27 protein-coding genes, 1 tRNA gene and 1 other RNA gene are annotated in these 26886 nt (G+C 70.1%); 7 read left to right on the top strand and 22 right to left on the bottom strand.

Features of this window, described 5'->3' with window-relative positions; all coding sequences use genetic code 11:
• Nucleotides 1-8 precede the first annotated feature (8 nt).
• The 5 genes from HJG52_RS01280 to HJG52_RS01260 are packed head-to-tail and all read right to left on the bottom strand — an operon-like array spanning nt 9 to nt 3910.
• A complete protein-coding gene (locus HJG52_RS01280) occupies nt 9-1577 on the bottom strand; it encodes a hypothetical protein (protein ID WP_171241771.1) in 1569 nt (522 codons plus the stop codon).
• Nucleotides 1553-2323, bottom strand: coding sequence for an ABC transporter ATP-binding protein (locus HJG52_RS01275; protein WP_171241770.1), 771 nt, complete (start codon nt 2321-2323; stop codon nt 1553-1555). Before HJG52_RS01275 ends, HJG52_RS01280 begins: the two co-directional genes overlap by 25 nt.
• A gap of 10 nt (nt 2324-2333) precedes the next feature.
• Complete coding sequence (locus tag HJG52_RS01270) at nt 2334-2537, bottom strand: hypothetical protein (protein ID WP_171241769.1); 204 nt, start codon at nt 2535-2537, stop codon at nt 2334-2336.
• A gap of 59 nt (nt 2538-2596) precedes the next feature.
• Entirely contained in the window at nt 2597-3256 is a 660-nt protein-coding gene (locus HJG52_RS01265) for an MBL fold metallo-hydrolase (RefSeq protein ID WP_171241768.1), read from the bottom strand.
• Between the two features lie 36 nt (nt 3257-3292).
• The gene (locus HJG52_RS01260; RefSeq protein ID WP_171241767.1) at nt 3293-3910 is read right to left on the bottom strand and encodes a MerR family transcriptional regulator; all 618 of its coding nucleotides are present in this window, start codon (nt 3908-3910) and stop codon (nt 3293-3295) included.
• A gap of 76 nt (nt 3911-3986) precedes the next feature.
• On the opposite strand from HJG52_RS01260, the gene HJG52_RS01255 reads away from it, so the two are divergent.
• Nucleotides 3987-4391, top strand: coding sequence for a hypothetical protein (locus HJG52_RS01255; protein ID WP_171241766.1), 405 nt, complete (start codon nt 3987-3989; stop codon nt 4389-4391).
• A gap of 146 nt (nt 4392-4537) precedes the next feature.
• Here the strand turns inward: HJG52_RS01255 and HJG52_RS01250 are convergent, their stop codons facing one another.
• The 3 genes from HJG52_RS01250 to rnpB all read right to left on the bottom strand — a co-directional run bounded on the left by HJG52_RS01250 (nt 4538) and on the right by rnpB (nt 6605).
• A complete protein-coding gene (locus tag HJG52_RS01250; protein WP_171241765.1) occupies nt 4538-5329 on the bottom strand; it encodes a hypothetical protein in 792 nt (263 codons plus the stop codon).
• 3 nt (nt 5330-5332) lie between these two features.
• On the bottom strand, nt 5333-6001 hold the full coding sequence (locus tag HJG52_RS21960) for a hypothetical protein (RefSeq protein ID WP_488153908.1): 669 nt from the start codon (nt 5999-6001) through the stop codon (nt 5333-5335).
• Nucleotides 6002-6226: 225 nt separating this feature from the next.
• Nucleotides 6227-6605: RNase P RNA component class A (gene rnpB, locus HJG52_RS01245), an RNA gene on the bottom strand.
• A gap of 93 nt (nt 6606-6698) precedes the next feature.
• On the opposite strand from rnpB, the gene HJG52_RS01240 reads away from it, so the two are divergent.
• Nucleotides 6699-7070 (top strand): hypothetical protein, encoded by a 372-nt coding sequence (locus tag HJG52_RS01240; RefSeq protein ID WP_171241764.1) that lies wholly within the window; start codon nt 6699-6701, stop codon nt 7068-7070.
• A gap of 73 nt (nt 7071-7143) precedes the next feature.
• Here HJG52_RS01240 and HJG52_RS01235 read toward each other — a convergent pair whose 3' ends face one another.
• Nucleotides 7144-8175 carry an SIS domain-containing protein gene (locus HJG52_RS01235; protein WP_171241763.1) on the bottom strand — a complete coding sequence of 344 codons (1032 nt, stop codon included), beginning with the start codon at nt 8173-8175 and terminating at the stop codon, nt 7144-7146.
• A gap of 29 nt (nt 8176-8204) precedes the next feature.
• On the bottom strand, nt 8205-9683 hold the full coding sequence (locus tag HJG52_RS01230) for an RNB domain-containing ribonuclease (RefSeq protein WP_171241762.1): 1479 nt from the start codon (nt 9681-9683) through the stop codon (nt 8205-8207).
• A gap of 64 nt (nt 9684-9747) precedes the next feature.
• Here HJG52_RS01230 and HJG52_RS01225 point away from each other — a divergent pair, with 64 nt between their 5' ends.
• Together HJG52_RS01225 and HJG52_RS01220 are read left to right on the top strand one after the other, a co-directional pair.
• Nucleotides 9748-10494, top strand: coding sequence for a peroxide stress protein YaaA (locus HJG52_RS01225; RefSeq protein WP_171241761.1), 747 nt, complete (start codon nt 9748-9750; stop codon nt 10492-10494).
• A 10-nt stretch (nt 10495-10504) separates the two neighbouring features.
• Nucleotides 10505-11599: an SLC13 family permease gene (locus HJG52_RS01220; protein WP_171241760.1), complete on the top strand. Its 1095-nt coding sequence runs from the start codon at nt 10505-10507 to the stop codon at nt 11597-11599.
• An 18-nt stretch (nt 11600-11617) separates the two neighbouring features.
• Here the strand turns inward: HJG52_RS01220 and HJG52_RS01215 are convergent, their stop codons facing one another.
• The 11 genes from HJG52_RS01215 to HJG52_RS01165 form a co-directional block, all read right to left on the bottom strand.
• A complete protein-coding gene (locus HJG52_RS01215; protein WP_346767506.1) occupies nt 11618-12874 on the bottom strand; it encodes a low temperature requirement protein A in 1257 nt (418 codons plus the stop codon).
• 32 nt (nt 12875-12906) lie between these two features.
• Nucleotides 12907-14103 (bottom strand): O-succinylhomoserine sulfhydrylase, encoded by a 1197-nt coding sequence (locus HJG52_RS01210; RefSeq protein ID WP_171241759.1) that lies wholly within the window; start codon nt 14101-14103, stop codon nt 12907-12909.
• Between the two features lie 13 nt (nt 14104-14116).
• A complete protein-coding gene (locus tag HJG52_RS01205) occupies nt 14117-14530 on the bottom strand; it encodes a rhodanese-like domain-containing protein (protein ID WP_171241758.1) in 414 nt (137 codons plus the stop codon).
• A gap of 68 nt (nt 14531-14598) precedes the next feature.
• Nucleotides 14599-15714 (bottom strand): bifunctional RNase H/acid phosphatase, encoded by a 1116-nt coding sequence (locus HJG52_RS01200; RefSeq protein WP_171241757.1) that lies wholly within the window; start codon nt 15712-15714, stop codon nt 14599-14601.
• A 5-nt stretch (nt 15715-15719) separates the two neighbouring features.
• Nucleotides 15720-16514, bottom strand: coding sequence for a zinc ribbon domain-containing protein (locus tag HJG52_RS01195; protein WP_346767505.1), 795 nt, complete (start codon nt 16512-16514; stop codon nt 15720-15722).
• A complete protein-coding gene (locus tag HJG52_RS01190) occupies nt 16457-17323 on the bottom strand; it encodes a Nif3-like dinuclear metal center hexameric protein (protein WP_171241756.1) in 867 nt (288 codons plus the stop codon). Before HJG52_RS01190 ends, HJG52_RS01195 begins: the two co-directional genes overlap by 58 nt.
• A gap of 1 nt (nt 17324) precedes the next feature.
• Nucleotides 17325-17397 (bottom strand) — tRNA-Val (locus HJG52_RS01185).
• Between the two features lie 24 nt (nt 17398-17421).
• Nucleotides 17422-17916, bottom strand: a complete 495-nt coding sequence (locus HJG52_RS01180; protein WP_171241755.1) for a peroxiredoxin — start codon at nt 17914-17916, stop codon at nt 17422-17424.
• Nucleotides 17917-17938: 22 nt separating this feature from the next.
• Entirely contained in the window at nt 17939-18376 is a 438-nt protein-coding gene (locus HJG52_RS01175; protein ID WP_171241754.1) for a DUF3052 domain-containing protein, read from the bottom strand.
• Nucleotides 18377-18454: 78 nt separating this feature from the next.
• The gene (locus HJG52_RS01170) at nt 18455-19906 is read right to left on the bottom strand and encodes a PH domain-containing protein (protein ID WP_171241753.1); all 1452 of its coding nucleotides are present in this window, start codon (nt 19904-19906) and stop codon (nt 18455-18457) included.
• Nucleotides 19903-20457 carry a PH domain-containing protein gene (locus HJG52_RS01165; protein WP_346767504.1) on the bottom strand — a complete coding sequence of 185 codons (555 nt, stop codon included), beginning with the start codon at nt 20455-20457 and terminating at the stop codon, nt 19903-19905. The genes HJG52_RS01170 and HJG52_RS01165 overlap by 4 nt, the downstream gene beginning before the upstream one ends.
• A gap of 545 nt (nt 20458-21002) precedes the next feature.
• Between HJG52_RS01165 and fdhD the strand changes: the two genes are divergently transcribed.
• The 3 genes from fdhD (at nt 21003) to HJG52_RS01150 (ending at nt 25726) form a co-directional block, all read left to right on the top strand.
• On the top strand, nt 21003-21857 hold the full coding sequence (gene fdhD / locus HJG52_RS01160) for a formate dehydrogenase accessory sulfurtransferase FdhD (protein ID WP_171241752.1): 855 nt from the start codon (nt 21003-21005) through the stop codon (nt 21855-21857).
• A gap of 94 nt (nt 21858-21951) precedes the next feature.
• Nucleotides 21952-24726 carry a pyruvate dehydrogenase (acetyl-transferring), homodimeric type gene (gene aceE / locus HJG52_RS01155; RefSeq protein ID WP_171241751.1) on the top strand — a complete coding sequence of 925 codons (2775 nt, stop codon included), beginning with the start codon at nt 21952-21954 and terminating at the stop codon, nt 24724-24726.
• Between the two features lie 106 nt (nt 24727-24832).
• On the top strand, nt 24833-25726 hold the full coding sequence (locus tag HJG52_RS01150; protein WP_171241750.1) for an NAD-dependent epimerase/dehydratase family protein: 894 nt from the start codon (nt 24833-24835) through the stop codon (nt 25724-25726).
• Nucleotides 25727-25749: 23 nt separating this feature from the next.
• Here HJG52_RS01150 and HJG52_RS01145 read toward each other — a convergent pair whose 3' ends face one another.
• Nucleotides 25750-26883 (bottom strand): glycerophosphodiester phosphodiesterase, encoded by a 1134-nt coding sequence (locus tag HJG52_RS01145; protein WP_171241749.1) that lies wholly within the window; start codon nt 26881-26883, stop codon nt 25750-25752.
• Nucleotides 26884-26886: the final 3 nt, after the last annotated feature.

Here is a 26886-nt window from a genome sequence, read left to right as displayed (position 1 = left end):
CGACGTCGTCAGCGCATCGACACGAGGTCCTGCAGGAGCACCGCCTGGCGGCGGGCGAACAGGTCGGCCCCGAGCCGGACCCCCACCACGAGCACGACGGCACCCAGACCCGGTCCGACGACGAGCGCCGCCCACGCCGCCCAGTCGTGCCCGAACCACGCGAGCACGCCGAGCACCAGCGCCGGAACGGTCAGCGCCGTCACCGCCGCTCCGCAGACCGCCTGCACGCCGAGCGTGAGGCCGGCCGACCCCGGGCGGCTCGTGAACGGGTTCTCGCCCGGCGCCGGTACGGCATACTGCTTCACCGCACTCGTGACACAGGCGACTCCAAAACCGTTGAGCAGAAACGCGATCGCCACCCCAAGGCTCGCCGGGAGCAGGGACCACGGCGAACCCAGCACGGGTCCGAGCACGGCATACACCGGGAGCGCCACCGCGGCCATGACCGCCGAGGGGAATAGCCGGCCGAGCCGGTCGCTCACGCCGTCGACCCCGCTGCTCACATGCATCCAGAAGGCCGTGGAGTCGTAGCCGACATCGTTGTGCTGGCTCCATCCGAGCAGGTATCCGCAGACGACCGGCATCCCGACGAGCGCGAGCACCGAGTCCTCCGTGATGGCCGGCAGCAGCAACGCCGCGGGCAACAGCATCGTGGTGAGGGCAGGAACGTTCAGCCGCGGGTCGCGCAGCCAGTAGGTGCCCGCGCGGGCCGCAATCGCTCCCATCGGCGTAGCCGGCAGCCGGGCGAACAACCCGAGGCCGCGAGCGCTGCCCGACTGGCTCGAGACCGTCCGCGGGTTGCGCAGCACGGAGGAGAGCACGCGCTCCCAGCCAAGGAACAGGACCAGCACCCAGACCGCCGCCAGCAGCAGGCAGGCGAGCCCGGTGGTCCAGCGACCTTCGGCGACGTGCGCCGGCGCAGCCCACGCCCAGCCCAGCGGCGTCCACGCCGCGATGTCGACGACCCGGGTCAGCACCTGCGCGGTCACCCCTCCGCCCGAGGCAAGGGCGATGGTCGGACCCAGCAGGACGAGGAGGGCGAGCGCCCCGAACCCTGCGACGTCGCGCCCCCTTCGGCTGCCGAGCACCGACGCCGCAAGGGCCGTGACGATGCGGCTGAGCAGGACGCACCCGAGCAGCCCCAGCGGCACGGCGGCCAGGGCCACCAGCGTGGACCCCACCGTGGCGGTCGAGGCGACGAACAGACCCAGCCCGACGACCACCGTGGCCAGCCCGGGCAGCCCGACGAAGCCACTGAGCAGCAGCCCCGACGCGAGCGCGCGCTCGGGCACGGCAAAGGTCGCGAACCGGCCGGGGTCGAGCGTGGGGTCGGCACCGAAGAAGAACAGCGGCAGCACCGTCCACCCGAGCGTGAGCACCACCCCGCCGGTCACGACGGCGAGCCGTAGCTGCTCCACCTCCCCCGTGGCGCGCAGGGCCACCAGTCCGGCAAACGCCGTGAGGACGAGTCCGCCCCCGTAGAGCACGCCGACGACCATGCCGACGATGGCCGCGGCGCCCCGGCGCAGGCTGTTGCGCAGGAGGACGAGCTTCAGTCGGATGAGGTGCGCAACCACGCGAGCCCCTCCACGTCGGCGGGGGCACCCACGAGGTCGAGGAAGCGGTCCTCGAGGCTGCCCGCTCCGCGCACCTCGTCGACCGTCCCCGCTGCCCGCACGCGTCCCGCAGCGATGATCGCGACGTCGGTGCAGATGCGTTCGACGAGGTCCATGACGTGGCTGGAGAGCACCACCGTGCCGCCGGCCTCGACGAAGCCGTGCAGGATGCCACGGATGGTGCGCGCCGACACCGGGTCGACGGCCTCGAACGGCTCGTCGAGGACCAGCAGCCGCGGTCCGTGGATGAGGGCGCACGCGAGCGTGACCTTCTTGGTCATGCCGGCGGAGTAGTCGATGACGAGCTTGTCCCGGGCATCCGTGAGGCCGAGGGTCGCGAGCAGCTCGGCGGTGCGCTCCGCGACGAGGCGACGGTCCATGCCACGCAACAACCCGGCATACGTCACGAGCTGCTCACCGGTGAGGCGGTCGAAGAGGCGCAATCCGTCTGGCAGCAACCCGATTCGCGCCTTCGCCGCCACCGGGTCGCGCCAGACGTCGACACCGAGGACGGCCGCTGTGCCGGCGTCCGGGCGCAGCAGTCCGGTGGCCATCGACAGGGTCGTGGTCTTTCCGGCGCCGTTGGGACCGACCAGGCCGTAGAAGGAGCCACGAGGAACGTCGAGGTCGAGCGGGTCGACGGCGATCGTGTCACCGAACCGCTTGGTCAGCCCGCGCAACGACAGGGCGGGGTCGACCGTCGGCATGGGTCAGACGCTACCTCTGCCGGGCGACGAGCATGACCTTCTTCGGGACGTTCTTGGCCACCTCGTACTCGCGCGAGTTCTTGCCGTCGCGCTCGGCGTAGCCCATCCGCTCCAGGCGCATGAGGACGACCGGGCACTTCGCGCACCGCGGCTTGTCCTTGCAGCACTTCTTCTTGGCCTTGGTGGCCTTCGTGCCGCTCTTGCCCTTTGCCATGTGGCGAGGGTAGGTGAGCCTTACCTAACCGACCAAATCGCGTTCCGTATGGCGGGAACTCACCTCGCGGTGAACTCCTGCGGCTGGCCGTCCGAGAGGTCGCGGATCTCGGTGTCCTGGCTGCCCAGGCCGCGGGCCTGGTCGAGGTAGAGCCCGCGCCCCGTCTCGCTGAGGAGCGCGTCGTGCACCGGGATGGCGATCGGGGCGGCGAGGTCGCGCAGGAACCCGGTCATGTCGCGGCTGGCGGCCCAGGGCGCGTTCAGGGCGAACGCGACGATGTCGATGTCGCCGGGGTCACCGTCGAGGGCGTCACCGGTGTGGAAGAGCGTGGGCTCGCCGTCGGCGCTGATCCGCATGCCGGTGTTGTGGATGCGCGGGATGTCCTCGTTGATCAGGGCGTGCATCTTGCCGACGCCTGTGACGGTCACCTCACCGAGCCGGACAGAGTCGTCGCCAGCCAGGGCGGTGACGTCGATTCCCTTCTCCTGCAACAGCTCTGCCGTCTCCGGGTCGGTGATGACCCGCACCTCCGGGTTGGCCGACATCAGCTCGGGCAGCAGGTCCTGGTCGAGGTGATCGGGGTGCTGGTGCGTGACGAGGATGGCGCTGAGGTCGCGCTGGGAGTGGGCTTCCGGCGACCAGACACCGGGGTCGATGAGGATGCGCCGGTCGGCGACCTCGACGAGCAGGCTGGCGTGTCCGAGATGGGTGATCCGCATGAGGACACGGTATGCCGCGTGGCCGGCTCTCGCCGCTCAGCCGAGCCGGGCGCGGGCCTGGTGCTCCTGCGCCATCCGGCGCAGCCCGACGAGCACCGGCTCGGTCAGCAGCGTCCCCAGCACGGCATACGTCGCGGCGTCCTCCCCGGCTGGTCCGGCGGAGGCGACCATCGCCTCGAGGTCGACCTTGGCCACCTCGCCCGCCGACGCGGCATACGTCTCCAACCCCGTGTCGGCGAGCGGCTGCCCGGCCGCCTCCATGGCGTCGAGGGCGCTGGCGACGGCGACGAGGTGGGGCGAGTCGTCGTCGACCTGCCAGCCCCGGTCGGCGACGAGGGCACGCACCCGGTCCAGCGCGGCCGCGCTCGGCTCGGTCGGCGGCGGCGGCGACAGGCGGTAGTGGGCGGCACCGATGGCGGCCGCTGGAGAGCGTTCGGCGGCCATGGCGGCGAGGACGTCGCGCACCTGGTCGAGGCTGAGTCCGGCCACGTCGACGAGGGCGCGCACGAGACGCAGTCGGTCGACGTGCGACTGGTCGTACCGGGCGCGCGTCGCCCCCACCGCCTCCCCGGGCGGGACGAGGCCCTCACGCAGGTAGTACTTGGCGGTGGCGACGGACACTCCGCCGCGGCTCGCGAGCTCGGACAACCACATGCGGACATCTTGACATTTGGAGAGCCAACTATCCACTATTGGTGAGTCAACTCTCCAAATAGCCGAGGTGGTCCCGATGCTGTCCGACGAGTCCCGCATCCTCGCGGGGATCCTGCTGCTGTCGCTGGTCACGGTCGAGACCGGCGGCCTCTACCTGCTCAAGATCGTCCGCGGCAAAGCGGAGGTCACGCCGTTCCAGGAGAAGTTCGCACGGGCCGGTCACGCCCACGCCGGGACGCTGCTGGTCCTCGGGCTGGTCTGCCAGCTGTTCGCCGACGCGACGACTCAGACCGGCCTCTGGGACTGGCTTTCACGCTCGGGTGTGCCGGTCGCTGCGCTGCTGATGCCCGGCGGGTTCTTCTTCTCCTCGATGGGCCCCGGGCGCACCTCCCCCAACAAGCTCATCGTCCTGGTCTTCGCCGGGGCGGCGCTGCTCGCGGCCGGTCTCACCTCACTCGGCATCGGCCTGCTGACCGCCTGAGCAGTGTGCGCACAGCCCGCGGCCGACAATCATGGTCGACAGCTCAGCTTCATGCTCCTGCTCCGAACCCACCAAGCGCCTCGACCGCGCTATTCCGCCGATGCTTCGACGGGCTAACTACGCTGACACCTGCCGATCTGACCCGATCACAGGAGTTTCCCGCGCCGGCGTGAGACGAACCACAGGCTCCCACGGCCAAACCAATCCGCCGTCCCGTCGTCGAGTTCGACCCAGAAGGCAGGAAACAGCCGGGTGCCGCCGCCGCGCAGCGGATCCCGACTGATCTCCCGAAGAACGCCTCGGCCATGCGTCGCGAATCGGTTGACTTCCACGACGTCACCAACTCGCAGCCGCTTCGCATCGCGGGGCCGAGGCTTCGCGAAAGTCGCTGCTTGGCGATTCGACACGAGACTGGCCAGGGTCACGACGTCGTACGAAGGTGTACTCACCGCACTGGTGCCGGATTCGGACGGTTGCAGGTCCCCCGTGCAGGAGCCCCGCCAAGAGCCGTCCTCCCCTATGCCACTGCTTGCGGACAGCGCCCCGAGGTTGGGCGCCACCGTCGTGATGCGACCCACCGCCCGGTCACTGGGCACAGCTTGGTAGATCGCCCACGCAGCTGCGGCGCGAGTAGGATCTTCGCAACGCGCCTCGCAAATGGCCGCCCCGTCATTTCGTACTGCGACCGCCAGGTCGGTTTCCATCTCATCGAGCCGCTGAACCCGACCCACCACAGTCGGTCGCCCTTCAACGGTGATCCATATCGAGCCATTCTCAGTGAGGGCACCCAAGCAGCGTTGTGCAAGGTTGTTTGCCACGAGGGCGCCGTCAGAAGTGAACGACGCTACGGGTACCCCATTCGGCCAGGGCCCCTTGTATAGCCATCCATCCGCAAACCAGCCGACGGAGATGTCGGCAACCTTGATCGTTGGCAACATCAGTCACTCGACCTGACTTTCAGTGCGCGGCGTTCGTCCGGAACCGACCTGCCACACTGCGTGATCGCACGTGCGGGTGGTGATATTCAAGATCTGGGCTGCCCGCGCCACGAGATCTACGAGTTGATCGTCGCTGGCCGTATCGATTCCCACGTTAGAGAAGAATCGGCGCACCATTCGATCGGGCTTAACCGTCTCCACTCCGGATAACAATGCGGCGTAGCGCCACGAAATGCCCGAGCGCTGACCCGGGGCATTGAGCCACCGATATTTCACGGCACTGTCGACGTATCGACTTCTAAAGCTGCTCGCGTTGAGAACCCCGACGTCCATGAGATCGCTGGCAATAACTCTGATCACTTCCGCCTTCAGCGGAGCGTCTGCCCGAGCCCATGCGCGCTGGCGAGTGCCAACGGCAACCGCCCATCTCTCGACCCCGCCGACTTCTCGAAACGTGTCCAAAAGGTCCGCCGGCCCATCTGTCTCCGCGAGGGCACCACGAAGCGCCCTGTACCTCGACACCACTTTGGCTGCGGCTGAGTAGCGTACGCCGATCGACTGAATCGAGTCGATGATGCATAGCGCCAGACTGTTTGGATACCCAGGCGGTGTCGCCCAGTGGCTTGCAGGCCCGCCCACCCTCTCCAACTCATGCGCGACGCGCTGAGCCATATGCTCCCTTCGGGCTCCACTCAGGGGCCTGGGTGCCACGCTCATATCGAGCTCCTGCTCGGTTCAGACTGCCGCCAAAGGCTGACTGCCCGCGGACTGTTCTGGGTCAATGTATGACACCAGGGGCGAAATTGATGACGAAGCGACCAAATGCCCATACGTCATAAACGAAGGGACTAGGGATCTCGGACAAGAACCTTCGAGACCTACCTGCGCTCAGCGAGGTGGATGAGTCGGTCGATACGCCGGGTTCTGTTCCGCGCCACCGTTACCAGTGACGCGGCGACGGTCATCCATCTACGACAGCCGTTGCCGGCTGCCTCCAGCGTCCTACCCGTGTGCTCGGGCGGGCCGCCCTCGAACGCACACTGTCTGGACTTGCTCCGGGTGGGGTTTACCTAGCCGACCTGGTCACCCAGGCCGCTGGTGGTCTCTTACACCACCGTTTCACCCTTGCCGCGCGACCGAGGTCGCACGGCGGTCTGTTCTCTGTGGCACTGTCCCGCGGGTCACCCCGGGTGGCTGTTGGCCACCACCGTGCCCTTCGGAGCCCGGACGTTCCTCGGCGGTGGTTGCCCACCGACGCGACCGCCTGACCGACTCATCCACCTCGAGTGTACGGGAGCCGGGTCTGCCCGTGTTTCGCACGCGCCAAGCCGGGTAGCGCCCACTGACGACGGGAACGAGAGGAGCACAGATGACTGTCACCAAGTTCCAGGACCTGCCACTTGCGGACCGAGACCGCGAATGGGACGGCGACGCCGCCGATCGCCACGTCCGCAAGTGGGCGGACGCCGACGACCAGCCGACCGCACGGTACCGGGAGGCGCACGTCTGGTACGACGCCGACAACGAGGACAACTTCACGGCATACAAGCTCCTGATCGCCGACGTCGTCGACGGACGTCTCGCGGCCGTCCCGCGTGCGGTCATGGCCGCGGCCGGTGTCGTCCAGGGCGCGCGGGGTGGTGTCGACATCCCCGATGACGAGCTGCCGCGCGTCCGCGGACACCTCGCCAGGTACTACGCGAAGATGGAGGACGAGCCACCGTGGGAGTCCGCCGACTGATATGCCAGGTATGCCGCGGGTCGAGGTAGTCGGGTACCCCACCGTGCTCGCGGATTACCTCGACCGGCGGAGGTCAGAGCGTCTTGGTGACCTTCGACAGGCCGCTGGGCCGGTCCGGGTCGAGGCCCTTGGAGAGCGCCAACTCGAGGGCGATGAGCTGCAGCGGCACGATCTGGACCAACGGCGTGAGCTCCTCCGGCACGTCGGGCACCTGCACGGCATACCCGGGAAGGTCGTCGGCCGACCCCCGCACGAGGGTGACGTCGGCGCCGCGCTCGACGAGCGCGTCGACGACCGGGCGCAGGAGCTGGCTGCCCGCTCCCCCGGGCCCGATGACCATGACCGGTGTCGCGCCGTCGACGTGGGCGACCGGCCCGTGCAAGAGGTCGGCGCCGGAGAACGCCGACGCCGCGAGGTGGCACGTCTCCATCAGCTTCAGCGCACCCTCGCGTGCCGTCGGGTAGGAGAAGCCGCGTCCGACGGTGACGAGGCGCTCGGCGAACCGGTAGCGGCTCACCACCTCCTCCACGTCGCTGTCGCGGACCGCCCGGGCCACAGCGTCCGGCACACCCGCGACGGCCGACCCGTCACGGCCGGCGAGCGCGTCGACGAACAGCCAGAGGGCGAGCAGCTCGTTCGTGTAGGTCTTGGTCGCGGCGACCGAGCGCTCGACCCCGGCCCGGATGTCGAGGTGCAGCTCGGTCTCGGCGGCTAGCGGCGAGCGGGGGTCGTTGGTCACGGCGAGGGTCAGTGCCCCGGAGTCGCGGGCCACCCGCGTCGCCTCGCGCAGGTCGGGTGAACCGCCCGACTGGCTGACCGCGACCCACAGCACACCGGCATACGACTGACCGGTGCGGTATGCCGTGATGCTCGACATCGAGGCCAGCCCGCACGGCAGCCCGAGGACGGTCTCGATGAGGTACTTCGCGTAGAGCGCCGCGTGGTCGCTGCTGCCGCGAGCGGCGAGGAGGACGAACCGGATGTCGCGCCGCCGTACCTCCTCGGCGATCGCGGCGATGTCGCCGCGCGCGTCGAGCAGGCGCTGGAGGGCGGCCGGCTGTTCCTCGATCTCGGCCCGCATCAACGCGCCCGGCGACGAAGTCATGCCGTCATCCTCTCGTCCCACGTCTCGGCTCAGGCCGGACCCACGACCTCGAACCGCACCACCCCAGTCGACACCGTGGCCTCGACCAGCTTGACCTTCACCCAGGTGCCGAGCTCGGCCTGGCCGGTCGCACTGGCCAGCACCGCCGGGTCGTCGATCTGGATGACCACCTTGTCCTTCTCGCGGTCCTTCTGGTCCACGACCATGGCGCGGAACTCCTCGCCGACGCGCCCACCCAGCGCCGCGGCCTCGACGGCGTCGGCGCAGGCGCGCTCGACGCCGCTGGCGACCTTGTCGCTGCAGGCCATGATCTCCGGCAGCGACGGGAGCGCCTCACGGGCCCACGTCGGCACCTCCTCCTTGGCGGACAGCGCCGCACAGATCGCGAGCCCGAACCGGTCCACGAGCCGGCGCAGCGGCGCGGTCACGTGGGCGTAGGGGTAGGCGACGGCGGCATGTTCGCGCTCGGCAGGAACCTCGCCGTCCATGGGCGTGTAGCCGGCGCCGCGGAACAGCGACGTGGCCTCGTGGATGAGCGCGAGGTGCTTGGGGTTGGTGCGGTCCAGGGTGCGCAGGAACTCGCCGTACGGCGTGCCCTTCTGCCACTCGATGCCGAGCGCCCGGCTCGCCTGCCGGAAACGGCCCACGGCGTTCGGGTCCGGTGCGGGCATCGTGCGCAGGATGCCGACCTTGGCCTCGATCATCATCTCGGCGGCGGCCATGCCGGTCATGAGGGAGATCTGGGCGTTCCAGTCCTCGACCTCCAACGGCGGCCGGAACCCGAGGCGGTACTGCCCCTTGTCGTCCTGGTTGACCTCCTGCTCGGGCATCGGCAGGCTCGCGCCACCGCGGCGGCGCTCGAACTCGATCCGCTTGAGCCCGACCTCCTTGAGCAGCATGAGCCGCTCGTCGGCGGACCCGTCGTCAATCGCCTTCTGCACGCCGACGTAGTCGAGCCGGTCGGTGCTCTTCACCCGCGCCCGGTAGACCTGCTTGTCATAGCCCTCGCCGTCGGCGGACAGCCGCATGTCCCACACGAACGCCGGCCGGACCTCACCCGGCAGCAGGCTCGCGGCCCCCTCGCTCAGCACGGGCGGGTGCAACGGCGCGCGCCCGTCCGGGGCGTAGATCGTCTGGCCGCGCTTGCGTGTCTCGGTGTCGACCGCACCCCCGGCCTGGACGAACGCCGGCACGTCGGCGATGGCATAACGCACGCGGTAGCCCTCGCCGTCGCGCTCGATGTGCAGCGCCTGGTCGAGGTCCATCGACCCCTCCGGGTCGATGGTGAGGAAGGGGATCGACGTCTCGTCCCGTTCCGGCAGCTGGGGTGCCTGGGCCACCTTTTCCGCCTCGGCCAGGACTTCGGCCGGGAACTCGGTGGGCACCTTGAACTCGGCTCGGATCGCGTCGAACCGGGCCTTGAGCTCGTCGCTGATGGGCACCTCGGTCGAGGTGAGCACGGGGCTCGGCACGGGGGCGGGCTGGACGGTGATCTTGCGCAACGGCATACGACCAACCTATCCAGCCGAGACCGCTGAGCGGCGGAACCGACCTCCCACCTAGGATCTGCGCGTGCTGATCCTGCTGCCCCCGTCGGAGTCCAAGACCGGCCGGAGCCGTGGTCGGGCGGTCGACCACGAACGCCTGTCCTTCCCCGAGCTGGCACCGACGCGGCAGCGTGTGGCGGACGCCCTCGCGCAGGTGAGCGCCCGCCCCGACGCAGCCGAGGCGCTCGGTGTCAGCCCGGGCCTCACCGCGGAGATAGCCCGCAACCTGGCCCTGCACACTGCGCCGTCGCTGCCCGCGTCCCGGGTCTACTCGGGCGTGCTCTACGACGCCCTGTCCTACGCGACCCTCGACACCGCCGCCCGGCGACGCGCGAACCGGTGGCTGGTCGTCGTCTCCGCGCTCTACGGCGCCGTGCGGCCGACCGACTCCATCACGCCCTACCGCCTCTCCATGGGGGTCAACCTCCCGACAGTCGGACCCTTGGCCGGCGTGTGGAAGCCCCAGCTGGAGCGGGTGCTCCCCGAGGCTGCGGGACGTGGGCTGGTCGTCGACTGTCGGTCGAGCACGTATGCCGCGGCGTGGACTCCCAGCGGTGAGGTCGCCGGCCGATGGGTGCGGGTCAACGTCCCTGGAGCGACCCACATGGCCAAGCACACCAGGGGGCTGGTGGCACGAGCCCTGTGCGAGGTGGGCAAGGACCCGCGGCGCCCGACGGCCCTGCCGGACCTGCTCGCGGACCGGTTCGAGGTGCAGCTCACCCAGCCCGCCCGCGCCGGTCGGCCCTGGGTGCTCGAGGCGACCGCGCGATGACGGACGCGACGTGACCACCGACGTCGCCGACCTGGTCGCCCGCATCGGCCCGGTCCTCGTCTTCTTCGTCGCGATCACGGTCGTGGCCGAGATCGCCGACGCCGCAGGGGTTTTCGACGTCGCCGGTCACTGGACCGCGCGCGCGGGACGGCACCGCACCATCGTGCTGTGGCTGCTCTTCGTGGCGCTCGCCGTCGTCTGCACCGTGTTCCTGTCGCTCGACACCACGGCCGTGCTGCTGACCCCCGTCGGGTTGGCCATCGCCGCCCAGCTCGGCATCTCCCCCGTCCCGTTCGCGATGACAACCCTGTGGCTGGCCAACACGGCATCGCTGCTCCTGCCGGTCTCGAACCTCACGAACCTCCTTTCGCTGCACCATTTCTCCGCGCTCGGCCAGTCCCACGGCGACTACGTCCGGCTGGCGGCTGCCCCGGCGTCCGCGGCGGTGGTCGGCACCGTCGTCGTGCTCTACCTGCTGCACCGGGGCCAGCTGCACGGCCGTTACACGACCGAGGCGCCGGCCGAGCCGCACGACCCGGTGCTGCTGCGCATCGCCGGTGCCGTCTGCCTCGCGGTCGGCCCGCTCTTCGCGGTCGGCCTGTCACCGGCCTGGGTGTCGGTCGTGGCTGCGGTGGTGCTGCTCGTGGCGGTGGGGCTGCGGTCGCCGGGGCTGTTGCCGCACATCGCGATCCCGTGGCGGATGGCCGTGGGCGTGACCGTGCTCTTCGTCGTCATCGACGTCGCTCTGGCCCACGGCCTGCGCGACGTGCTGGCGGGCGTCGCCGGCTCCGGTACCTCGCCGTGGGCGCTCGCGCAGGTGGGCGCAGTCGGAGCCGTCGGCGCCAACATCGTCAACAACCTGCCTGCGTATGCCGCGCTGGAGTCCGTGACGGCCGACGCACCGCAGCGCCTCATGGCGTTGCTCGTGGGGGTCAACGTCGGCCCGCTCGTGACTCCGTGGGCCTCACTGGCCACCCTGCTGTGGGCGCAGCGGTGCCGCGCACGCGGCATACGCATCGAGGTGAAGACCCTTGCGTGGCAGGGCTTTCTGTGCGCTCTGGCCGCGGGCGGACTGTCCATCGCAGCCCTGGCCGTCACTGCCTGAGGGGCACCGGCGGGCGGCTCAGGACTCGATGTCCCGCAGGGCCTGCTCGCGTTCCCTGACCCCGAGCCGTTCGTCCGTCACGATGGTGGGCACGAGCGCACACGCCGCCACCAGGAGGCAGATCGTGAGCGCCACATGGACCTGGGCGAGGACGACCGCGAGGGCGAGTATCGCGACGAAGACGACCGTCTCGCGCACGTGGAGCTGGTCGCGGGCGATGACCGCGGTGTAGATGGCGATGAGCATGAACCAGAAGACCAGCATGGGCACGATGACCGTGAGCAGTGTGCCGGTCGACGACAGCGTCGACTTGTGCTCGAGGTAGTAGGCACACACGTGCAGTCCGGCTCCGATGGCGGCCACCGCGGCGACGATGATGATGTGTCCGTAACCGAAGACGAACGACCGACTGCGGTTGGCGTGCAGACCCTCCCCCATGGGGACGGCGAAGTAGATCCACCACAGGGTGAACGCGATCCCGATCCCGGCCAGGCCGACGGCCGCCACCTCCCACGACCAGCCCTGTTCCTCCACGACCGACTGGAGAGCCGCGATGGTGCCGATGAGGCACTCGCCCAAGGCGATGATGACGATCAGCCCGTAGCGCTCGGCGATGTGGTGCGGGTGCCACGGGGTGCCCTCGCCCTTGCGCTCGGCGAACACGGGACCGAGGAACTCCAGGGCGTAGAGCGGCAGCATGCATGCGAGGGTCAGGCCCAGCGACAGGTGGGGGAAGATCAGCAGCACCCAGCCCACCTGGGCGGCCGCGATGAACTTGACGTAGGTGAGGGCGCAGTCGCGGTGCTCGGGGTCCTGCTTGGCCACGCGCAACCACTGGAAGATCATGGCGACCCGCATGACGACGTAGCCGCCGACGAGGATGCGGTTGTCGAGGTGCCCGCCCTCCTCGATCGAGGTGAAGATCGGCGTGATGCCCATGGCCAGGATGAGCACGCCGACCATCTGGAGCATGGTCGTGAGGCGGTAGAGCCAGTCGTCGGTGTCGAAGGCGGAGGCGAACCAGCTGAAGTTGACCCAGGCCCACATGATCGCGAAGAGGCAGAAGGCGAACGCCAGCACCCCGCTGCCGATGTGACCCTCGGCCAGGGCGTGCGCGAGCTGCGCCGACGCCGTGCTGATGGCGATGACGAAGACCAGGTCGAAGAACAGCTCGAGCGGGCTGGCCGACCGGCCGTGCTCGCGCGGGTTTCGCCCCTGCATCCGCACCATGTGGTGCGCCAGGTCGCGCTCGGTGGGGTGCGCCGTCGTGCTCACTCATGGCGCGAGAGCCTAACCGCGCCGGTCGCTCAGAGCCGCTCGAGCGCTTGCTGCAGGTCGGCCACGAGGTCGTCGGCGTCCTCGAGGCCGACCGAGATGCGCACCGTGCCGTCGGTGATGCCGACCGCCGCGCGCGCCTCGGGCGTGAGCCGGCGGTGCGTGGTCGTGGCGGGGTGAGTCACCATCGACTTGGCATCACCGAGGTTGTTGCTGATGTCGACGATCTGCAGGGCGTTGACGAAGGCGAACGCCTCGTCCTTGCCCCCGTCGAGTTCGAAGGTGACGACCGTGCCGCCGCCGAGCATCTGCGCGGTGGCGAGGTCATGCTGCGGGTGGGACTCGAGCCACGGGTAGAGGACCTTGGTGACGTTGGGGTGCTCCTCCAGTGCCCGCGCGACCGTCAGCGCGGTGGTTGCCTGGGCTCGAACCCGCAGCGACAGTGTCTCGAGGCCCTTGACGAGGACCCACGCGTTGAACGGCGACATGGAGGGGCCGGTGTGCCGCATGAGGTTCTTCACCGGGCCGTCGATGAACTCGCTCGACCCGAGTACCGCCCCGCCGAGGGTGCGGCCCTGGCCGTCGATGTGCTTGGTTGCGGAGTAGACGACGACGTCGGCGCCGTGCTCGAACGGCTTGGAGAACACCGGGGTGCCGAACACGTTGTCCACGACCACCTGCGCCCCGGCTGCGTGTGCGAGGTCGCTCACCGCCCGCATGTCGACGAGCTCCTGCATCGGGTTGCTGGGGGTCTCGAAGAAGACCGCCTGAGTGGGCTCGGACAACGCGGCCCGCCACTGCTCGAGGTCAGGCCCGTCGACGAAGACAGTCTCCACGCCCCAGCGCGGCAGGATCTCGTCGAGGATGACGAAGCACGACCCGAACAGCCCGCGCGACGCGACGACGCGATCACCCTGACCCAGCAGCGCGGCCAGAGCCACGAAGACCGCCGACATCCCCGACGCCGTCGCGAAGCAGGCCGGGGCCCCCTCGAGCTCGGCCAGCCGCCGCTCGAACATCGTCACGGTCGGGTTGCCGTAGCGGCTGTAGATGAAGTGCTCGACCTCGTCCTTGAACGCCGCCTCGGCCTGCTCGGCGCTGTCGTAGACGAACCCCGAGGTCAGGAACAGCGCCTCGGCCGTCTCGTCGAAGTTGCTGCGCTCGAGGCCGCCGCGAACGGCGATGGTGTCAGGCCGAAATCCCTTGCTGGACAAGGACTCTGCGCTCATGGAAGTGCCTCACTCAACCTTGTCGCCACGGGAGGTCGCTGTTCTTCCAGCCGGCCACGGACCGGTGCCCCTGGTCGTCGTGCGGCCCCTCGAACCCGTCGAGGACGTTGTATGCCGGGCCGAGACCGGCCGCGGTGGCCGCCTCCGCGGCCGCGACCGACCGCACGCCCGATCGGCACAGGAAGTAGATGGGTGCGCCGTCGGGCAGACCGACGTCCTGGAGCTGGTCGACGAAGTCGCCGTTGACGGCGCCGTCGGGGAACCGTTGCCACTCGACGCACACGACCCGCTTGCCGACACCGGACAGGTCGGGCAGCCCGACGTAGCTCCACTCCGCCGTGGTCCGCACGTCGACGAGGACGGCGTCCTCGTCGGCCACGAGCGCGGCATACGCGTCCTGCGGCGTCACGTCTCCTGCGTAGGTCATGAGCCAAGGTTAGGACGCTCGGCCACATGCCGAGACGGTCGGGTCATGCAGTGGACACCTCGGTCTCGTCAGGTGCGGTTGGTGAACGCCACCGAGACGGTGCCGTCCTCCCAGACCTCCAGCGCGGTGAGCGAGCCGGGCGCGGCCGCGAGCCGCCAGACCTTGTCGTGCGGGATGCCGAGGACGTCGGCCAGCACCACCATGATCGGCTTGCGGTGGCAGACCACGACGGTGGTCCCGCCGGCCCCCACCACCCGGGCGTAGGCCGCCAGGACCCGCGCGGCCAGCTGGGCGTGGGTCTCCCCGCCGGGGCGGGCGTATGCCGGGTCCTCCCGCAGGGCGCGCAGGTCCTCCTCCGCGTCGCGGGCGAGGTCGTGAACCGACGCGCCGTCCCAGTCGCCGAAGTCCTGCTCGTCCCAGTCACGGTCTACCTCGGGCGTCGCGCCGATCGCCTCGGCGACCGCCGCGCCGGTCTCGACCGCGCGGGCCAGTGACGACGTGACGACGCGGGCCGGGGCGCCACCCAGCAGGTGGGCCAGGGCGCGGCCGGCAGCGTGGGCCTGCCGGCGGCCGGTCTCGTTGAGCGACGGGTCCGCACCGCCCCGGCCGTCGAGCCGGCCCTCGTCGGTGAAGTCGGTGACGCCGTGGCGGACCAGCACCACCCGGGTCACCGCACCACGGCCACCGGGAGGGGGCGCGGTGGCCGGACCGGGGTCGACGACCTCCTCGACGGCCTCGTCGGCACCGACCATCCGGTCGATGGTGCGGCCGTCCATCCCGTCGTTGGAGAGCGCGTCCGCTGCCTTGTTCTTCTCGCGCGGGATCCACGTGTAGGTCACGGAGCCGCCGGCGTCGCCCAGGTCGGCGGCCACGTCACGGGCCTCGAGCGCCAGCCGGCGCATGTCCTCGTGCTTGATCTTCCATCGGCCGGACATCTGCTCGACGACGAGCTTGGAGTCCATCCGCACCTCGACGTCGGCGCAGGCGTCGATGCGCTGGGCAGCGCGCAGGCCCGCGATCAGACCCGAGTACTCCGCGACGTTGTTCGACGCCTTGCCCAGCGGTGCGGCGCCCTCCCACAGCACCGAGCCCGTGGCCGGATCGCGCACCACCGCACCCCAGCCGGCGACGCCGGGGTTGCCGCGCGAACCGCCGTCGGCCTCGACGACGAGCGCTCGCCCCATGCCGGTCAGAGGCCCGACTCGGGCGTGCGGACCTGGATGCGACGGCACTCCTCGCAGCGCAGCACCTCGTCGGCGGGGGCCGCCTTGATGCGCGCCACGTCGACCGCGTTGAGCTCGAGCTGGCACCCACCGCACCGCCGCTGCCGGATCGCTGCGGCTCCGAGGCCGCCGCTGCTCTCGCGGATCTTCTCGTACAGGGCAAGGAGGTCGTCCCCGACCTGGGACGCCGTGCCGGCCCGCTGCGCCGCCACCTGCTCCTCCTCCTGCGCGAGCTTGGCGAGCGCCGTGTCGCGGGCGGCGGTGGCAGCCGTGAGCTGGCGCCGGATCTCGGCCTGCTGCGCCTCGAGCTGGGTGGCGGCCGACTCGGCCTCCTCGGCCCGCTCCATCACCTCGAGCTCGACGTCCTCGAGCTCGGACTGGCGGCGCGCGAGCGAGGTGAGCTCGTGCTGCAGCGCGGTGAGGTCCTTGGCCGACCCGGTGCCCGAGTCGAGCCGGGCCTGGTCGCGGGCGGCGCGGTCACGCACGAGCTGGACGTCCGCCTCGGCCTTGGCCACCTCACGCTGGACGTCACCGAGCTCGGTGCGCGCCCGCACCAGCAGCCCGTCGACGCCGTCGGCCTTGGTCTGCAGCTCGGCAACCTGCGCGTGCTCCGGGAGCGTCTTGCGGGCGTGGGCCAGCTGGTCGAGCCGGGTGTCGATCGCCTGCAGGTCGAGCAGTCGCAGCTGACGGGACGGGTCGGCGTTCAGGACGTACCTCCGGGAGCGCTTGGCGCGGGCTCGGCACCGACCACGAAGTCCCACGGGTCGGTGCGCAGTGTGCTGATGTGGGTGTCCACTGTAGAGGCGTCGTGGCCCTGCCCAGCAAGGGCGTCGACCACCCGCTGCGCCGCACCCTCCAGCCACAGCGACTCGGTCGCCCAGTGACCGGCGTCGACGAGGTAGGGCGTGCCTCCGCGCGCCTCCTCGCGCGCCTCGAGCACCGGGTGGTGGCGCAGGTCGGCGGTGACGTAGACGTCGGCCCCGGACGCGCGGACGTGCTCGAACATGTCGTCCCCCGCCCCGCCCATGACCGCCACGGTCTCCACGCTCGCGTCCGGCGGCCCGGCGACCCGCAGGCCACCCGCGGCAGCCGGCAACGCGGCATACAGGGCCTGGGTGAACTCCGCCAGTGTCATGGGGGACGGCAGCCGCCCGAGCCGGCCGAGGGGCTGGCCCTCGACCTCGGCGAGCGGCCCCACGTCGGTGAGCCCGCACGCGGCCGCGAGCGCGTCGTTGACGCCCGGGTCAGCGACGTCGGCGTTGGTGTGGGCGACGTAGAGCGCGACGTCTCCGACGATGAGCGAGGTGACGGTCGCCCCCTTGGCCGTCGTCGTGGCGACCCCGTGTATGCCGCGCAGCAGCAGCGGGTGATGGGTCACCAGGAGGTCCGCGCCGAGCGCGCGCGCCTCCTCGACGACCGCCATCGTGGGGTCGACCGCGAAGTGGATGCGGGTCACGGGCTGGGTGGGGTCGCCCGTGACCAGCCCGACCCGGTCCCACGACTGCGCCGTGTCAGGCGGGTAGAGCCCGTCGAGGGCGCGGACCACGTCACCGAGATTCAGCTGTCGCACGTGGGCCCGGCCGGGCTCGAACCGACGACATCCACGGTGTAAACGTGGCGCTCTACCAACTGAGCTACAGGCCCCGGTGCCCGAGCGTAGTGGACGGCTCAGCGCAGGGCGGCCAGCGCCTCGTGGTAGCCGGAGAAGTCGCGCGCCTGGCCGATGTCGTTGACGAGCGACCAGCGGATGACACCGTCACGGTCGACCAGGAAGGTGCCGCGGATGGGCGCCCCGGCGCTTTCGTGGAAGACCCCGAAGGCCCTCGACACCGCGCCGTGCGGCCAGAAGTCGGACAGCAGCGGGAAGAAGTAGCCCTCCTTGTCGGCCCACGCCCGCTGGCTGAACATGTGGTCGCATGAGATGGCGAGCACCTGGACGTCGGCGTCGACGAAGGCGCCGAGGTTGTCGCGGATCTCGCACAGCTCGCCGGTGCAGATGCCGGAGAACGCGAACGGGTAGAAGACGAGCACGACGTTCTTGTCGCCGCGGAACTGCGCCAGCGAGGTGTCCTGGCCGTTCTGGTCCTTGAGCGTGAAGTCCGGTGCGGTGTCGCCGGGGGCGAGGGGCGAGCTCGGCTGCGTCGTCGAGGTGGGCGAGGTCATGTCGGTCAGTGTGGCAGTGCGGTCAGCGCCGCGCCGACTTGGGAGCGACCAGCCGGGTCGCCGTCCAGTCCTCGCAGGCGTTGACGGCGCCGGAGGTGTGCAGGCCGGCCGTGGTCGCGGCCTCCTCGATGTCGCTGGCGTCCACGTGTCCGGGGCGCCCGGACTTGGGTGTCAGGACCACGATGGACCCGCCCTCGGCGAGGTTGGTGAGCCCGTCGACCACCGCGTCGACGAGGTCACCGTCGTCGTCCCGCCACCAGATGAGGACGGCGTCGGCCACGTCGCCGTAGTCCTCGTCCTCCAGCTCGGAGCCGACGAGGTCCTCGAGTGCGAACCGGAAGTCGTCGTCCACGTCGCTGTCGTAGCCGAACTCCTGCACCACCTGACCCTCGGTGATGCCCAGTCGGCTCACCGATGCCTGCAGCGCGGACTGCGCTGGCGTGCTCACACCCTTCTCCATCCCTCACGTGGACCGGTTGCGGGACAGTCCACCGCGCCTCGGCGGGATTTTCAACCGAGTCGCCCAAGAATCCCCTGCTCAGGCCGGTCTGGCGGCGAGGCGACGGGCCTCGCTGGAGCGCACCACCTGCTCGTCGAGGAGGCGCAGCGCCTCCTCGACGTCGAGGTGCTCGACCGCGGGCCCGACCGGACCCGGTGTGGACACCAGCTTGACCGAGGCCACGCCCCGGCGGCGCTCCCACGGCCCCTGCGAGATGGTGAGCGACTGGATGCGCGCGTGCGGCACCACCTGCACCGAGCGCCACAGGACGCCCCGACGCGTCACGACCTCGTCCGGGAGGGCGGCATACCCGCGCCGTCGCCAGCTGAGCGGGTCGAACGGCTTGGCTCGTTCGCTCGCGGTCACGAAGCCACCGTGAGGACCCTCCCCCGTCATCGCCGCGACGGCCGCCTCCTCCGGCAGGTCCAGGCGAACCAATGTCAGCACCCGCAGCGCCTCGTCCATGCGACCCACGGGCAGCAGCACGTTCTCCGTGTCGTCGTCATCGCTGCCGCCCACGCCTGCGACGTTGACCTGGATGCGCCACCACCCCGGGAACCGCCACGGCAGCGACTGGCTCACCTCGATCGCCTGGATGCGGTGCAAGGGCACTGTCGTCGTGCGGATGTCGGTGAGGCCGTGGCGGATTCGCAGCCGGTCGCCCTCGTGGAGGAGCTGGAAATTCGCCTCCTTCGTGAGCCGCTTGAGCAACCCGCCGCCGATCGCAAGCGTCATCGGACCGAGCCAGGCGACCATGCCGGGGGCTCCGAGGACGAGGGAGACGACCAGCGCGGGCGCCGCGAGAAGGAAGGTCAGCGCAGGCCCGCTGTAGAGGATCGACTGCACGATGCGTGAGTTGGGCACCGCGAGCACCTGGGTCGCGTGGTCGTCGGCCGGCTGGGTCAGCGTGGTCGTCTGCGACGAGCCCGCGTATGCCGCGTCGCCGGCCGCGCGCCGGTGCGGCGCCTCCTCGTCACTGTGGCGTGCGAGCTCGATGAGCTCCTCACGCATCCGCTGGGCCGCCGCGTCGGTGAGGTAGGACAGCTTGAGGTTGGAGTCCTTGCCGCCAGCTGACTGCACGACCACCTCGGACAAGCCGAAAAGCCTTGCCAGCAAAGGACGTCCGATGTCCACGGCCTGGATGCGGTCGAACCGCACCTGCCGGTGCTGGCGGAAGACGAACCCGGTGCGCAGCTCGATGAGCGTCGGGGTCAGGCGGAAGCGGGAGAAGCGCCACGACACCCACGCCCCGGCGACGATGAGCAGCAGGACCACGACGACGGCCAGCACCGCCCACCACAGGTGCCCGAAGGTCGGGTCCTCGCGCTCGGCACCGAAGATCGTGTCGAGCTGCTGGGACAGGACGTAGGCGAGCACCGCCACGAACGCGATGCCGCCACGCAGCAACGGAGACAACGGGTGCAGCCGCTGCCACGGCTGGCCGCCATCGTGCGGCTCTGGCGGCGCGGTCGACTCTGGCGTGTCGGTCACAGGCCGGCCCGCTGCGACTCACCCCGCGCGGCCAGCCGCTCGCGCAGCTGCTCGGCCACCTCTGTGGGCAGTCCCGGGATCTGCCCGCCGCTCTCCGGCGATGCCGTGTGCAGCTCGACGGTGGCCATGCCGAACTTCCGCGCCAGCGGGCCGGATTGGACGTCGACGAACTGCAACCGGCCGTAGGGCACGCTCACGACGGTGCGGAACAGCCGGCCCTTGCGGATCACGAGCTCCTCGGCCGTCTCGGCCCAGCTGATCATCGGCACCTGCCGGCCGATCACCCACGCGACCCAGCCCACGACGACCACGACGAACGCCACGGCGAGCCACAGCCACGCGCTCACGAAGATCGCCAGCGCGAGCGCCCCGAGGAGCGGGAGCACGGCGACGCAGCCGAGCACGACGAAGCGGGCGGTCGCCAGCTTCGGCGACACGGGGCGCCAGTCGAGTCCTCCGTCACCGAAGAGCGTGACGTCGGGTGTGCTCGGCGCGACGGGACCCGTCGCAACGGTGGGCGCGGTGGCTGACGGGTCCAGCGGGTCGGTCACTCCCCCAACCTAACCGCACCCGCAGGCCGTGGTGTCGGTCGGTCACATTGACCAAGTGCTCGGCACTGTCGCCACCCATGAACTGCCACCATCCGGCCGTGGGAGCTTCACTTGCCGCCGCGCGTGTTCTCATTCCCTTGGGGCACCGCTCACCACCACCACGTCATCAATGAGGCGGTCCGTCAGTTCATCTCCTAAGCGATCCAGGTCCTGTTCGGAAAGGCCCGGCATCCTCCACCGAACTTCGGCCAGGGCGTTGCGGAGCAAGCCGTTTAGGCAGTCCCATTGACCATCGTTCACAGCGTCCGTCCTTCAAGTTGGGCCAAGCTCAGTAACTCTGCCGGTGATATTGCTTGTAGGTCACTTGGTACGCGACTGTGCTCACAATATTTGCCGTCGTTGGTGCAGCGGCCAGCCGTACGGCAACCGACCGCCAGCCTTGGCACCCCTCCATCCCCACCTGAGGGCGTGCACGTTCTTCCACCCGTACCCCATGAGCCACACCGCCGCGCGCCCACGGCGACCACGCGGCATACCCTCGAACCATGGGACGAGTGACGCAGCGGGTGCCGAGCACGCGTGTGGAGGTCGTCGACGGCACGGTGCGCGAGACGCGCCGCCCGGACACGCTCGCCGTCGAGGAGCCGCTCGAGATCAGGGTCGGCGGCCAGACCATCACGGTCACCATGCGCACTCCGGGCGACGACTTCGACCTCACCCTCGGCAACCTGCTCACCGAGGCGGTGGTGACCAAGCCGACCGACGTCGCACAGCTCATGCACTGCCTCGACGAGGACGAATCCGGTTCTCCCACCTACAACGTCGTCGACGTGACGCTCACCCCCGGCGTCGTGCCCGACCTCGACCGCACCGCCCGCAGCGGCTACCAGAGCAGTGCCTGCGGCGTGTGCGGCAAGACGAGCGTCGACGCCATCACCGCCACGAGCCCGTATGCCGTCGCCGACGACTCCGTGCGACTCTCACCGGAGGTGGTGGTCGGCCTGCCGGGGCGGCTGCGCGAGCAGCAGAAGGTGTTCGACAAGACCGGTGGGTTGCACGCAGCGGGCATCTTCACCGCCGACGGCGAGCCACTGGTGGTGCGCGAGGACGTCGGCCGGCACAACGCCGTCGACAAGGTCATCGGGTGGGCCGGACGCGAAGGGCTGCTGCCGTTGTCCGGTCACGTCCTGGTCGTCAGTGGACGGGCGAGCTTCGAGCTGGTGCAGAAGGCAGTGATGGCGGGCATCCCCGCGCTCGTCGCCGTGTCCGCGCCGTCGTCGCTCGCGGTCGAGCTCGCGCGCACCTCGGGGCTGACGCTCGTGGGCTTCACCCGTGACCCCCGGATGACCGTGTATGCCGGTGGGCAGCGGCTGGGGCTCGCTTCGCATACTGGCCAGTAGCCACCGCCGGTTGTGACCCACGCCTCGCGGGGGTGGAAGATGGAAGAGGTCGCAGGCAACCCCGCGACCCAAGCGCGAGAAAGGACCCACGACCGTGGCCGCACGCGAGGAAGCCGGACCCATCCTCAACGGCATCCCCAGCCAGCTCCCGGACATCGACCCGGACGAGACCCAGGAGTGGCTCGAGTCGCTCGACGGTGTCATCGAGGCCGGCGGCCGCAACCGGGCCCGCTACGTGATGCTCAAGCTGCTCGAGCGCGCCCGCGAGCAGCAGGTCGGGGTCCCGTCGCTGACGGCGACCGACTACATCAACACCATCGCGCCCGAGCAGGAGCCGTGGTTCCCCGGTGACGAGGAGGTCGAGCGCCGCTACCGCGCCTACCTGCGCTGGAACGCCGCGGTCATGGTGCACCGTGCCCAGCGCCCGGGTGTCGGCGTCGGCGGCCACATCTCCACGTACGCCTCGGCCGCGACCCTCTACGAGGTCGGGTTCAACCACTTCTGGCGCGGCGTCGACCACCCGGGTGGCGGCGACCAGGTGTTCTTCCAGGGCCACGCCTCCCCCGGCATGTACGCTCGCGCGTTCCTCGAGGGCCGCCTGACCGAGGACCAGATGGACGGCTTCCGGCAGGAGAAGAGCCACATCGTCGGCGGCCAGCCGGTCGGCCTCCCGTCCTACCCGCACCCGCGGCTCATGCCCGACTTCTGGCAGTTCCCGACGGTGTCCATGGGCATCGGCCCGATGAACGCGATCTACCAGGCCCAGTTCAACAAGTACCTCCACAACCGCGGCATCAAGGACACCAGCCAGCAGCACGTCTGGGCGTTCCTCGGTGACGGCGAGATGGACGAGCCGGAGTCGCGCGGCCTGCTCCAGCTCGCGGCCAACGAGGAGCTCGACAACCTCACCTTCGTCATCAACGCCAACCTCCAGCGGCTCGACGGCCCGGTGCGCGGCAACGGCAAGATCATCCAGGAGCTCGAGGCCTTCTTCCGTGGCGCCGGCTGGAACGTCATCAAGGTCGTCTGGGGCCGCGGCTGGGACCCGCTGCTCGCCGCCGACCGCGACGGCGCACTGGTCCACCTCATGAACACCACGAGCGACGGCGACTACCAGACGTTCCGCGCCAACGACGGCAAGTACGTCCGCGACCACTTCTTCGGCCGCGACCCGCGCACCCGCGACATGGTCAAGGACTGGTCCGACGAGGACATCTGGTGGAAGCTCAAGCGCGGCGGCCACGACTACCGCAAGGTCTTCGCGGCATACCAGGCAGCCATGAACCACACCGGCCAGCCCACGGTCATCCTCGCCAAGACCATCAAGGGTTATGGCCTCGGCACCCACTTCGCCGGGCGCAACGCGACCCACCAGATGAAGAAGCTGACCCTCGACGACCTCAAGGGTCTGCGCGACGGCCTCAAGCTCCCGATCTCCGACGAGCAGCTGGAGAAGGACCCCTACCTGCCGCCGTACTACAACCCCGGTCCGGACGACCCGGCCATCAAGTACCTGCGCGAGCGCCGCGAGAAGCTCGGCGGCGGGCTGCCGATCCGCAAGGTCGAGCACGCCCCGCTGAAGCTGCCCGACCACAAGGCCTACGACGTGGTGAAGAAGGGCACCGGCAAGCAGGAGGTCGCCACGACGATGGCGTTCGTCCGGCTGCTCAAGGAGCTCATGCGCGACAAGGAGTTCGGCAAGCGGGTCGTGCCGATCATCCCGGACGAGGCACGCACCTTCGGCATGGACTCCTTCTTCCCGACGATCAAGATCTACAACCCGCACGGCCAGCACTACACCTCGGTCGACGCCGAGCTGATGCTCGCCTACAAGGAGTCCGAGCAGGGGCAGATCCTGCACCTCGGCATCAACGAGGCCGGGTCGCTGGCGGCCTTCACTGCCGCGGGCACCTCCTATGCCACCCACGGCGAGCCGATGATCCCGATCTACGTCTTCTACTCGATGTTCGGGTTCCAGCGCACGGGTGACTCGATCTGGGCGGCCGCCGACCAGATGACCCGCGGGTTCCTCATCGGCGCCACCGCCGGCCGCACCACCCTCACCGGTGAGGGGCTGCAGCACGCCGACGGACACAGCCAGCTGCTCGCCGCGACCAACCCGGCCGTCGTGTCCTACGACCCGGCCTTCGCCTACGAGATCGCGCACATCATGGAGGAAGGCCTGCGCCGCATGTACGGCCAGGACAGTGGTGAGAACGAGAACCTCATCTACTACCTGACCGTCTACAACGAGCCCATGGTGCAGCCGGCCGAGCCGGAGAACGTCGACCGCGAGGGAATCCTCAAGGGCATGTACCTCTTCGCCCCCGGCATCGAGGACGGGCTCGGCCCGGACGCGCCGCGGGTGCAGCTGCTCGCCTCCGGTGTCGGTGTGCCGTGGGCCCTGGAGGCCCAGGAGCTGTTGCGCAACGACTGGGGCGTCGTCGCCGACGTGTGGTCCGTGACGTCGTGGAGCGAGCTGCGCCGCGACGCGATGGCCGCCGATGAGCAGCGGTTCCTCCACCCCGACGGTGAGGCCCGCACCCCGTTCGTCACCGAGAAGCTGCAGGGCACGCGTGGCCCGGTGGTGGCGGTGTCCGACTACATGCGCCAGGTGCAGGACCAGATCGCGCAGTGGGTGCCGAACGACTTCGCTTCCCTCGGGGCGGACGGGTTCGGCTTCTCCGACACCCGCCCGGCGGCGCGCCGGTTCTTCCACATCGACGGCCCGTCGGTCGCGGTGCGGGCCCTGCAGATGCTGGTGGAGCGCGGCGAGGTCGACGCCTCCGTCGCCCGTGAGGCAGCCCAGCGCTACCGCCTGCTCGACGTCACCGCCGGCACGTCCGGCAACGCCGGCGGAGAGAGCTGACCACGCCAAATCCGTTGGCACACAAAGGTATGCCGCCCGCTCACGTGAGCGGGCGGCATACCTCTATCGGGTGCGAGACGCGTCCGCGACGGCGAGGATGGACCCCATGACCTCCACCCCACACAGCACCCTTCCTCGCCGCGTCGTCGTCACCGGGGCCACCGGCAAGCTCGGCCGCGCCGTCGTCACCCACCTGCGTGACCTCGGCGTCGACGTGCTGGCCGTCGACCGGGCCGGTGGGCGGGACCCGCGGGACATCGAGGGTGAGTTCATGCTCGTCGACCTGACGGACTACGGGCAGGTCGTAGACGCGTTGTCGGGGAGCGTCGACGAGCACGCGCGGCCGGTCGACGCGGTGGTGCACCTGGCGGCGATCCCCCAGCCGGGCCTGCACTCCAACGCGGTGACGTTCGCCAACAACTCGTCCAGCACCTACAACATCTTCGCCGCGGCCCGTGCGCTCGGGATCCACACAGTGGTCTGGGCCTCCAGCGAGACCGTGCTCGGCCTGCCCTTCGACACCCCACCGCCGTACGCCCCCGTTGACGAGGAGTACGCGCCCCGGCCCGAGTCCACGTACTCGCTCAACAAGACGCTCGAGGAGGAGATGGCCCGGCACTTCTGCCGCTGGGACCCCGAGCTGGTCGCGATCGGGCTGCGGTTCTCCAACGTCATGGAGGTGCAGGACTACGCGCAGTTCCCGGCCTTCGACGACGACCCGGCGCTGCGACGCTGGAACCTGTGGGGCTACATCGACGCCCGTGACGGCGCGCAGGCCGTCGAGCGCGCCCTGGCCTACGACGTACCCGGCGCCGAGGTGTTCATCATCGCGAACGCCGACACGGTGATGAGCCGGTCGAGCGCCTCGCTGATGGCGCAGGAGTTCCCCGGCGTCGAGGTGCGCCGCGAGCTCGGCGAGCACGAGACGCTCCTCGCCATCGACAAGGCCCGACGGGTCCTCGGCTACGACCCGCGCCATTCCTGGCGCGACCACGTCTGAGCCGAGGACCCTCGGGCGACGACTCAGTCGCGGCCGAGGAACTCCTTGCGGGCGATGACCCCGGTGTCGGTGTTGTCGGTGAACAACCCGTCGATGCCGGTCTTGAGGAACTCCACCTGCTCGTCGATGGCGCGGCCGTAGGCGGTCGGGTCGGTGCCGACGCGGTAGTCCACGGGCAGGAACTGGTTCTCGTTGCGGAACGTGTAGGGGTGGACCTTGAGGCCGGCCGCGTGCGCGTCCCTCACCAGGCTGGTCGGCGTGCCGAGCGTGCCGTCCGGGTCACGCGGGATCACCTGGTTCTTGTCGGGCCCGATTCCGTTGACCCACGGGGAGATCGAGCGCAGCCCGGCCGCCGAGGTGAGGTCCTTGTAGGTGCGCGGGTCACCGCTGGACTTGAGGTCGTAGGGCGCACCCGACGCCGAGGTGAGGAACACCAGTGGCGCCTTGACGCGGTAGGCCGTGCGCAGCTCGATGAGGTTGGTCAGCTCGAAGGACTGGACGAAGACGGGCGCCTTGGCCTTGTCGAGGCCGGCCTTGCGCAGCTGGGCCACCAGCGGGTCCTCCAGCGGCAACCCGATGGAGCGGAAGTAGGTGGGGTGCTTGGTCTCCGGGTAGACGCCGATGGTGCGGCCGAGCTCCTTGGACAGGCGTGCGCGCAGGTCGAGGACCTCCTGGAAGGTCGGCACCTGCCAGAGGCCGTCGTACATGGTGTTCTCCTGGCGCACCTGCGGCAGCCGCTCCTTGGCACGCAGGGTGCGCAGCTCGGCGAGGGTGAAGTCCTCGGTGAACCAGCCCGTCAGCCGCGCACCGTCGACCACCTTGGTGGTCTTGCGGCTGGCGAACTCCGGGTGGTTGGCGACGTCCGTGGTGCCGCCGATCTCGTTCTCGTGGCGGGCGACGAGGACACCGTCCTTGGTGGACACGAGGTCGGGCTCGATGAAGTCGGCGCCCATCCGGGCGGCGAGCTCGTAGGACGCCAGCGTGTGCTCGGGCCGGTAGCCCGAGGCGCCGCGGTGCCCGATGACGAGCGGGGTGGTGGTCTTCGCCTTCGACGCCGCAGGCGTGCGCTCCGCGACCGGTGCGGCGGTCGCCGGCGCCTGGAGGGCGAGCGTGGTCATGGCAGCTCCTGCGATGAGCAGGGACAGGGTTCGCTTCATGAC

It is taken from the genome of Knoellia koreensis, assembly GCF_013041615.1.
GTDB classification, from domain to species: domain Bacteria; phylum Actinomycetota; class Actinomycetes; order Actinomycetales; family Dermatophilaceae; genus Pedococcus; species Pedococcus koreensis.
Note: the sequence above shows the minus strand (reverse complement) of the source record. Positions and strands in the feature narration are given on the sequence as shown.

Excerpts from the sequence above, each read along its gene's own strand:
- HJG52_RS01235 (WP_171241763.1), bottom strand. The coding sequence starts at position 8,175 with ATGACTTCGTCGCCGGGCGCGTTGATGCGGGCCGAGATCGAGGAACAG.
- HJG52_RS01255 (WP_171241766.1), top strand. The coding sequence starts at position 3,987 with ATGCTGTCCGACGAGTCCCGCATCCTCGCGGGGATCCTGCTGCTGTCG.
- HJG52_RS01210 (WP_171241759.1), bottom strand. The coding sequence starts at position 14,103 with ATGAGCGCAGAGTCCTTGTCCAGCAAGGGATTTCGGCCTGACACCATC.
- HJG52_RS01180 (WP_171241755.1), bottom strand. The coding sequence starts at position 17,916 with ATGACCTCGCCCACCTCGACGACGCAGCCGAGCTCGCCCCTCGCCCCC.
- HJG52_RS01260 (WP_171241767.1), bottom strand. The coding sequence starts at position 3,910 with ATGTGGTTGTCCGAGCTCGCGAGCCGCGGCGGAGTGTCCGTCGCCACC.
- HJG52_RS01265 (WP_171241768.1), bottom strand. The coding sequence starts at position 3,256 with ATGCGGATCACCCATCTCGGACACGCCAGCCTGCTCGTCGAGGTCGCC.
- HJG52_RS01200 (WP_171241757.1), bottom strand. The coding sequence starts at position 15,714 with ATGGGGCGAGCGCTCGTCGTCGAGGCCGACGGCGGTTCGCGCGGCAAC.
- HJG52_RS01240 (WP_171241764.1), top strand. The coding sequence starts at position 6,699 with ATGACTGTCACCAAGTTCCAGGACCTGCCACTTGCGGACCGAGACCGC.
- HJG52_RS01145 (WP_171241749.1), bottom strand. The coding sequence starts at position 26,883 with ATGAAGCGAACCCTGTCCCTGCTCATCGCAGGAGCTGCCATGACCACG.
- HJG52_RS01175 (WP_171241754.1), bottom strand. The coding sequence starts at position 18,376 with ATGGAGAAGGGTGTGAGCACGCCAGCGCAGTCCGCGCTGCAGGCATCG.
- HJG52_RS01250 (WP_171241765.1), bottom strand. The coding sequence starts at position 5,329 with ATGTTGCCAACGATCAAGGTTGCCGACATCTCCGTCGGCTGGTTTGCG.
- HJG52_RS01230 (WP_171241762.1), bottom strand. The coding sequence starts at position 9,683 with ATGCCGTTGCGCAAGATCACCGTCCAGCCCGCCCCCGTGCCGAGCCCC.
- HJG52_RS21960 (WP_488153908.1), bottom strand. The coding sequence starts at position 6,001 with ATGGCTCAGCGCGTCGCGCATGAGTTGGAGAGGGTGGGCGGGCCTGCA.
- HJG52_RS01270 (WP_171241769.1), bottom strand. The coding sequence starts at position 2,537 with ATGGCAAAGGGCAAGAGCGGCACGAAGGCCACCAAGGCCAAGAAGAAG.
- HJG52_RS01205 (WP_171241758.1), bottom strand. The coding sequence starts at position 14,530 with ATGACCTACGCAGGAGACGTGACGCCGCAGGACGCGTATGCCGCGCTC.
- HJG52_RS01150 (WP_171241750.1), top strand. The coding sequence starts at position 24,833 with ATGACCTCCACCCCACACAGCACCCTTCCTCGCCGCGTCGTCGTCACC.
- HJG52_RS01275 (WP_171241770.1), bottom strand. The coding sequence starts at position 2,323 with ATGCCGACGGTCGACCCCGCCCTGTCGTTGCGCGGGCTGACCAAGCGG.
- fdhD (WP_171241752.1), top strand. The coding sequence starts at position 21,003 with ATGGGACGAGTGACGCAGCGGGTGCCGAGCACGCGTGTGGAGGTCGTC.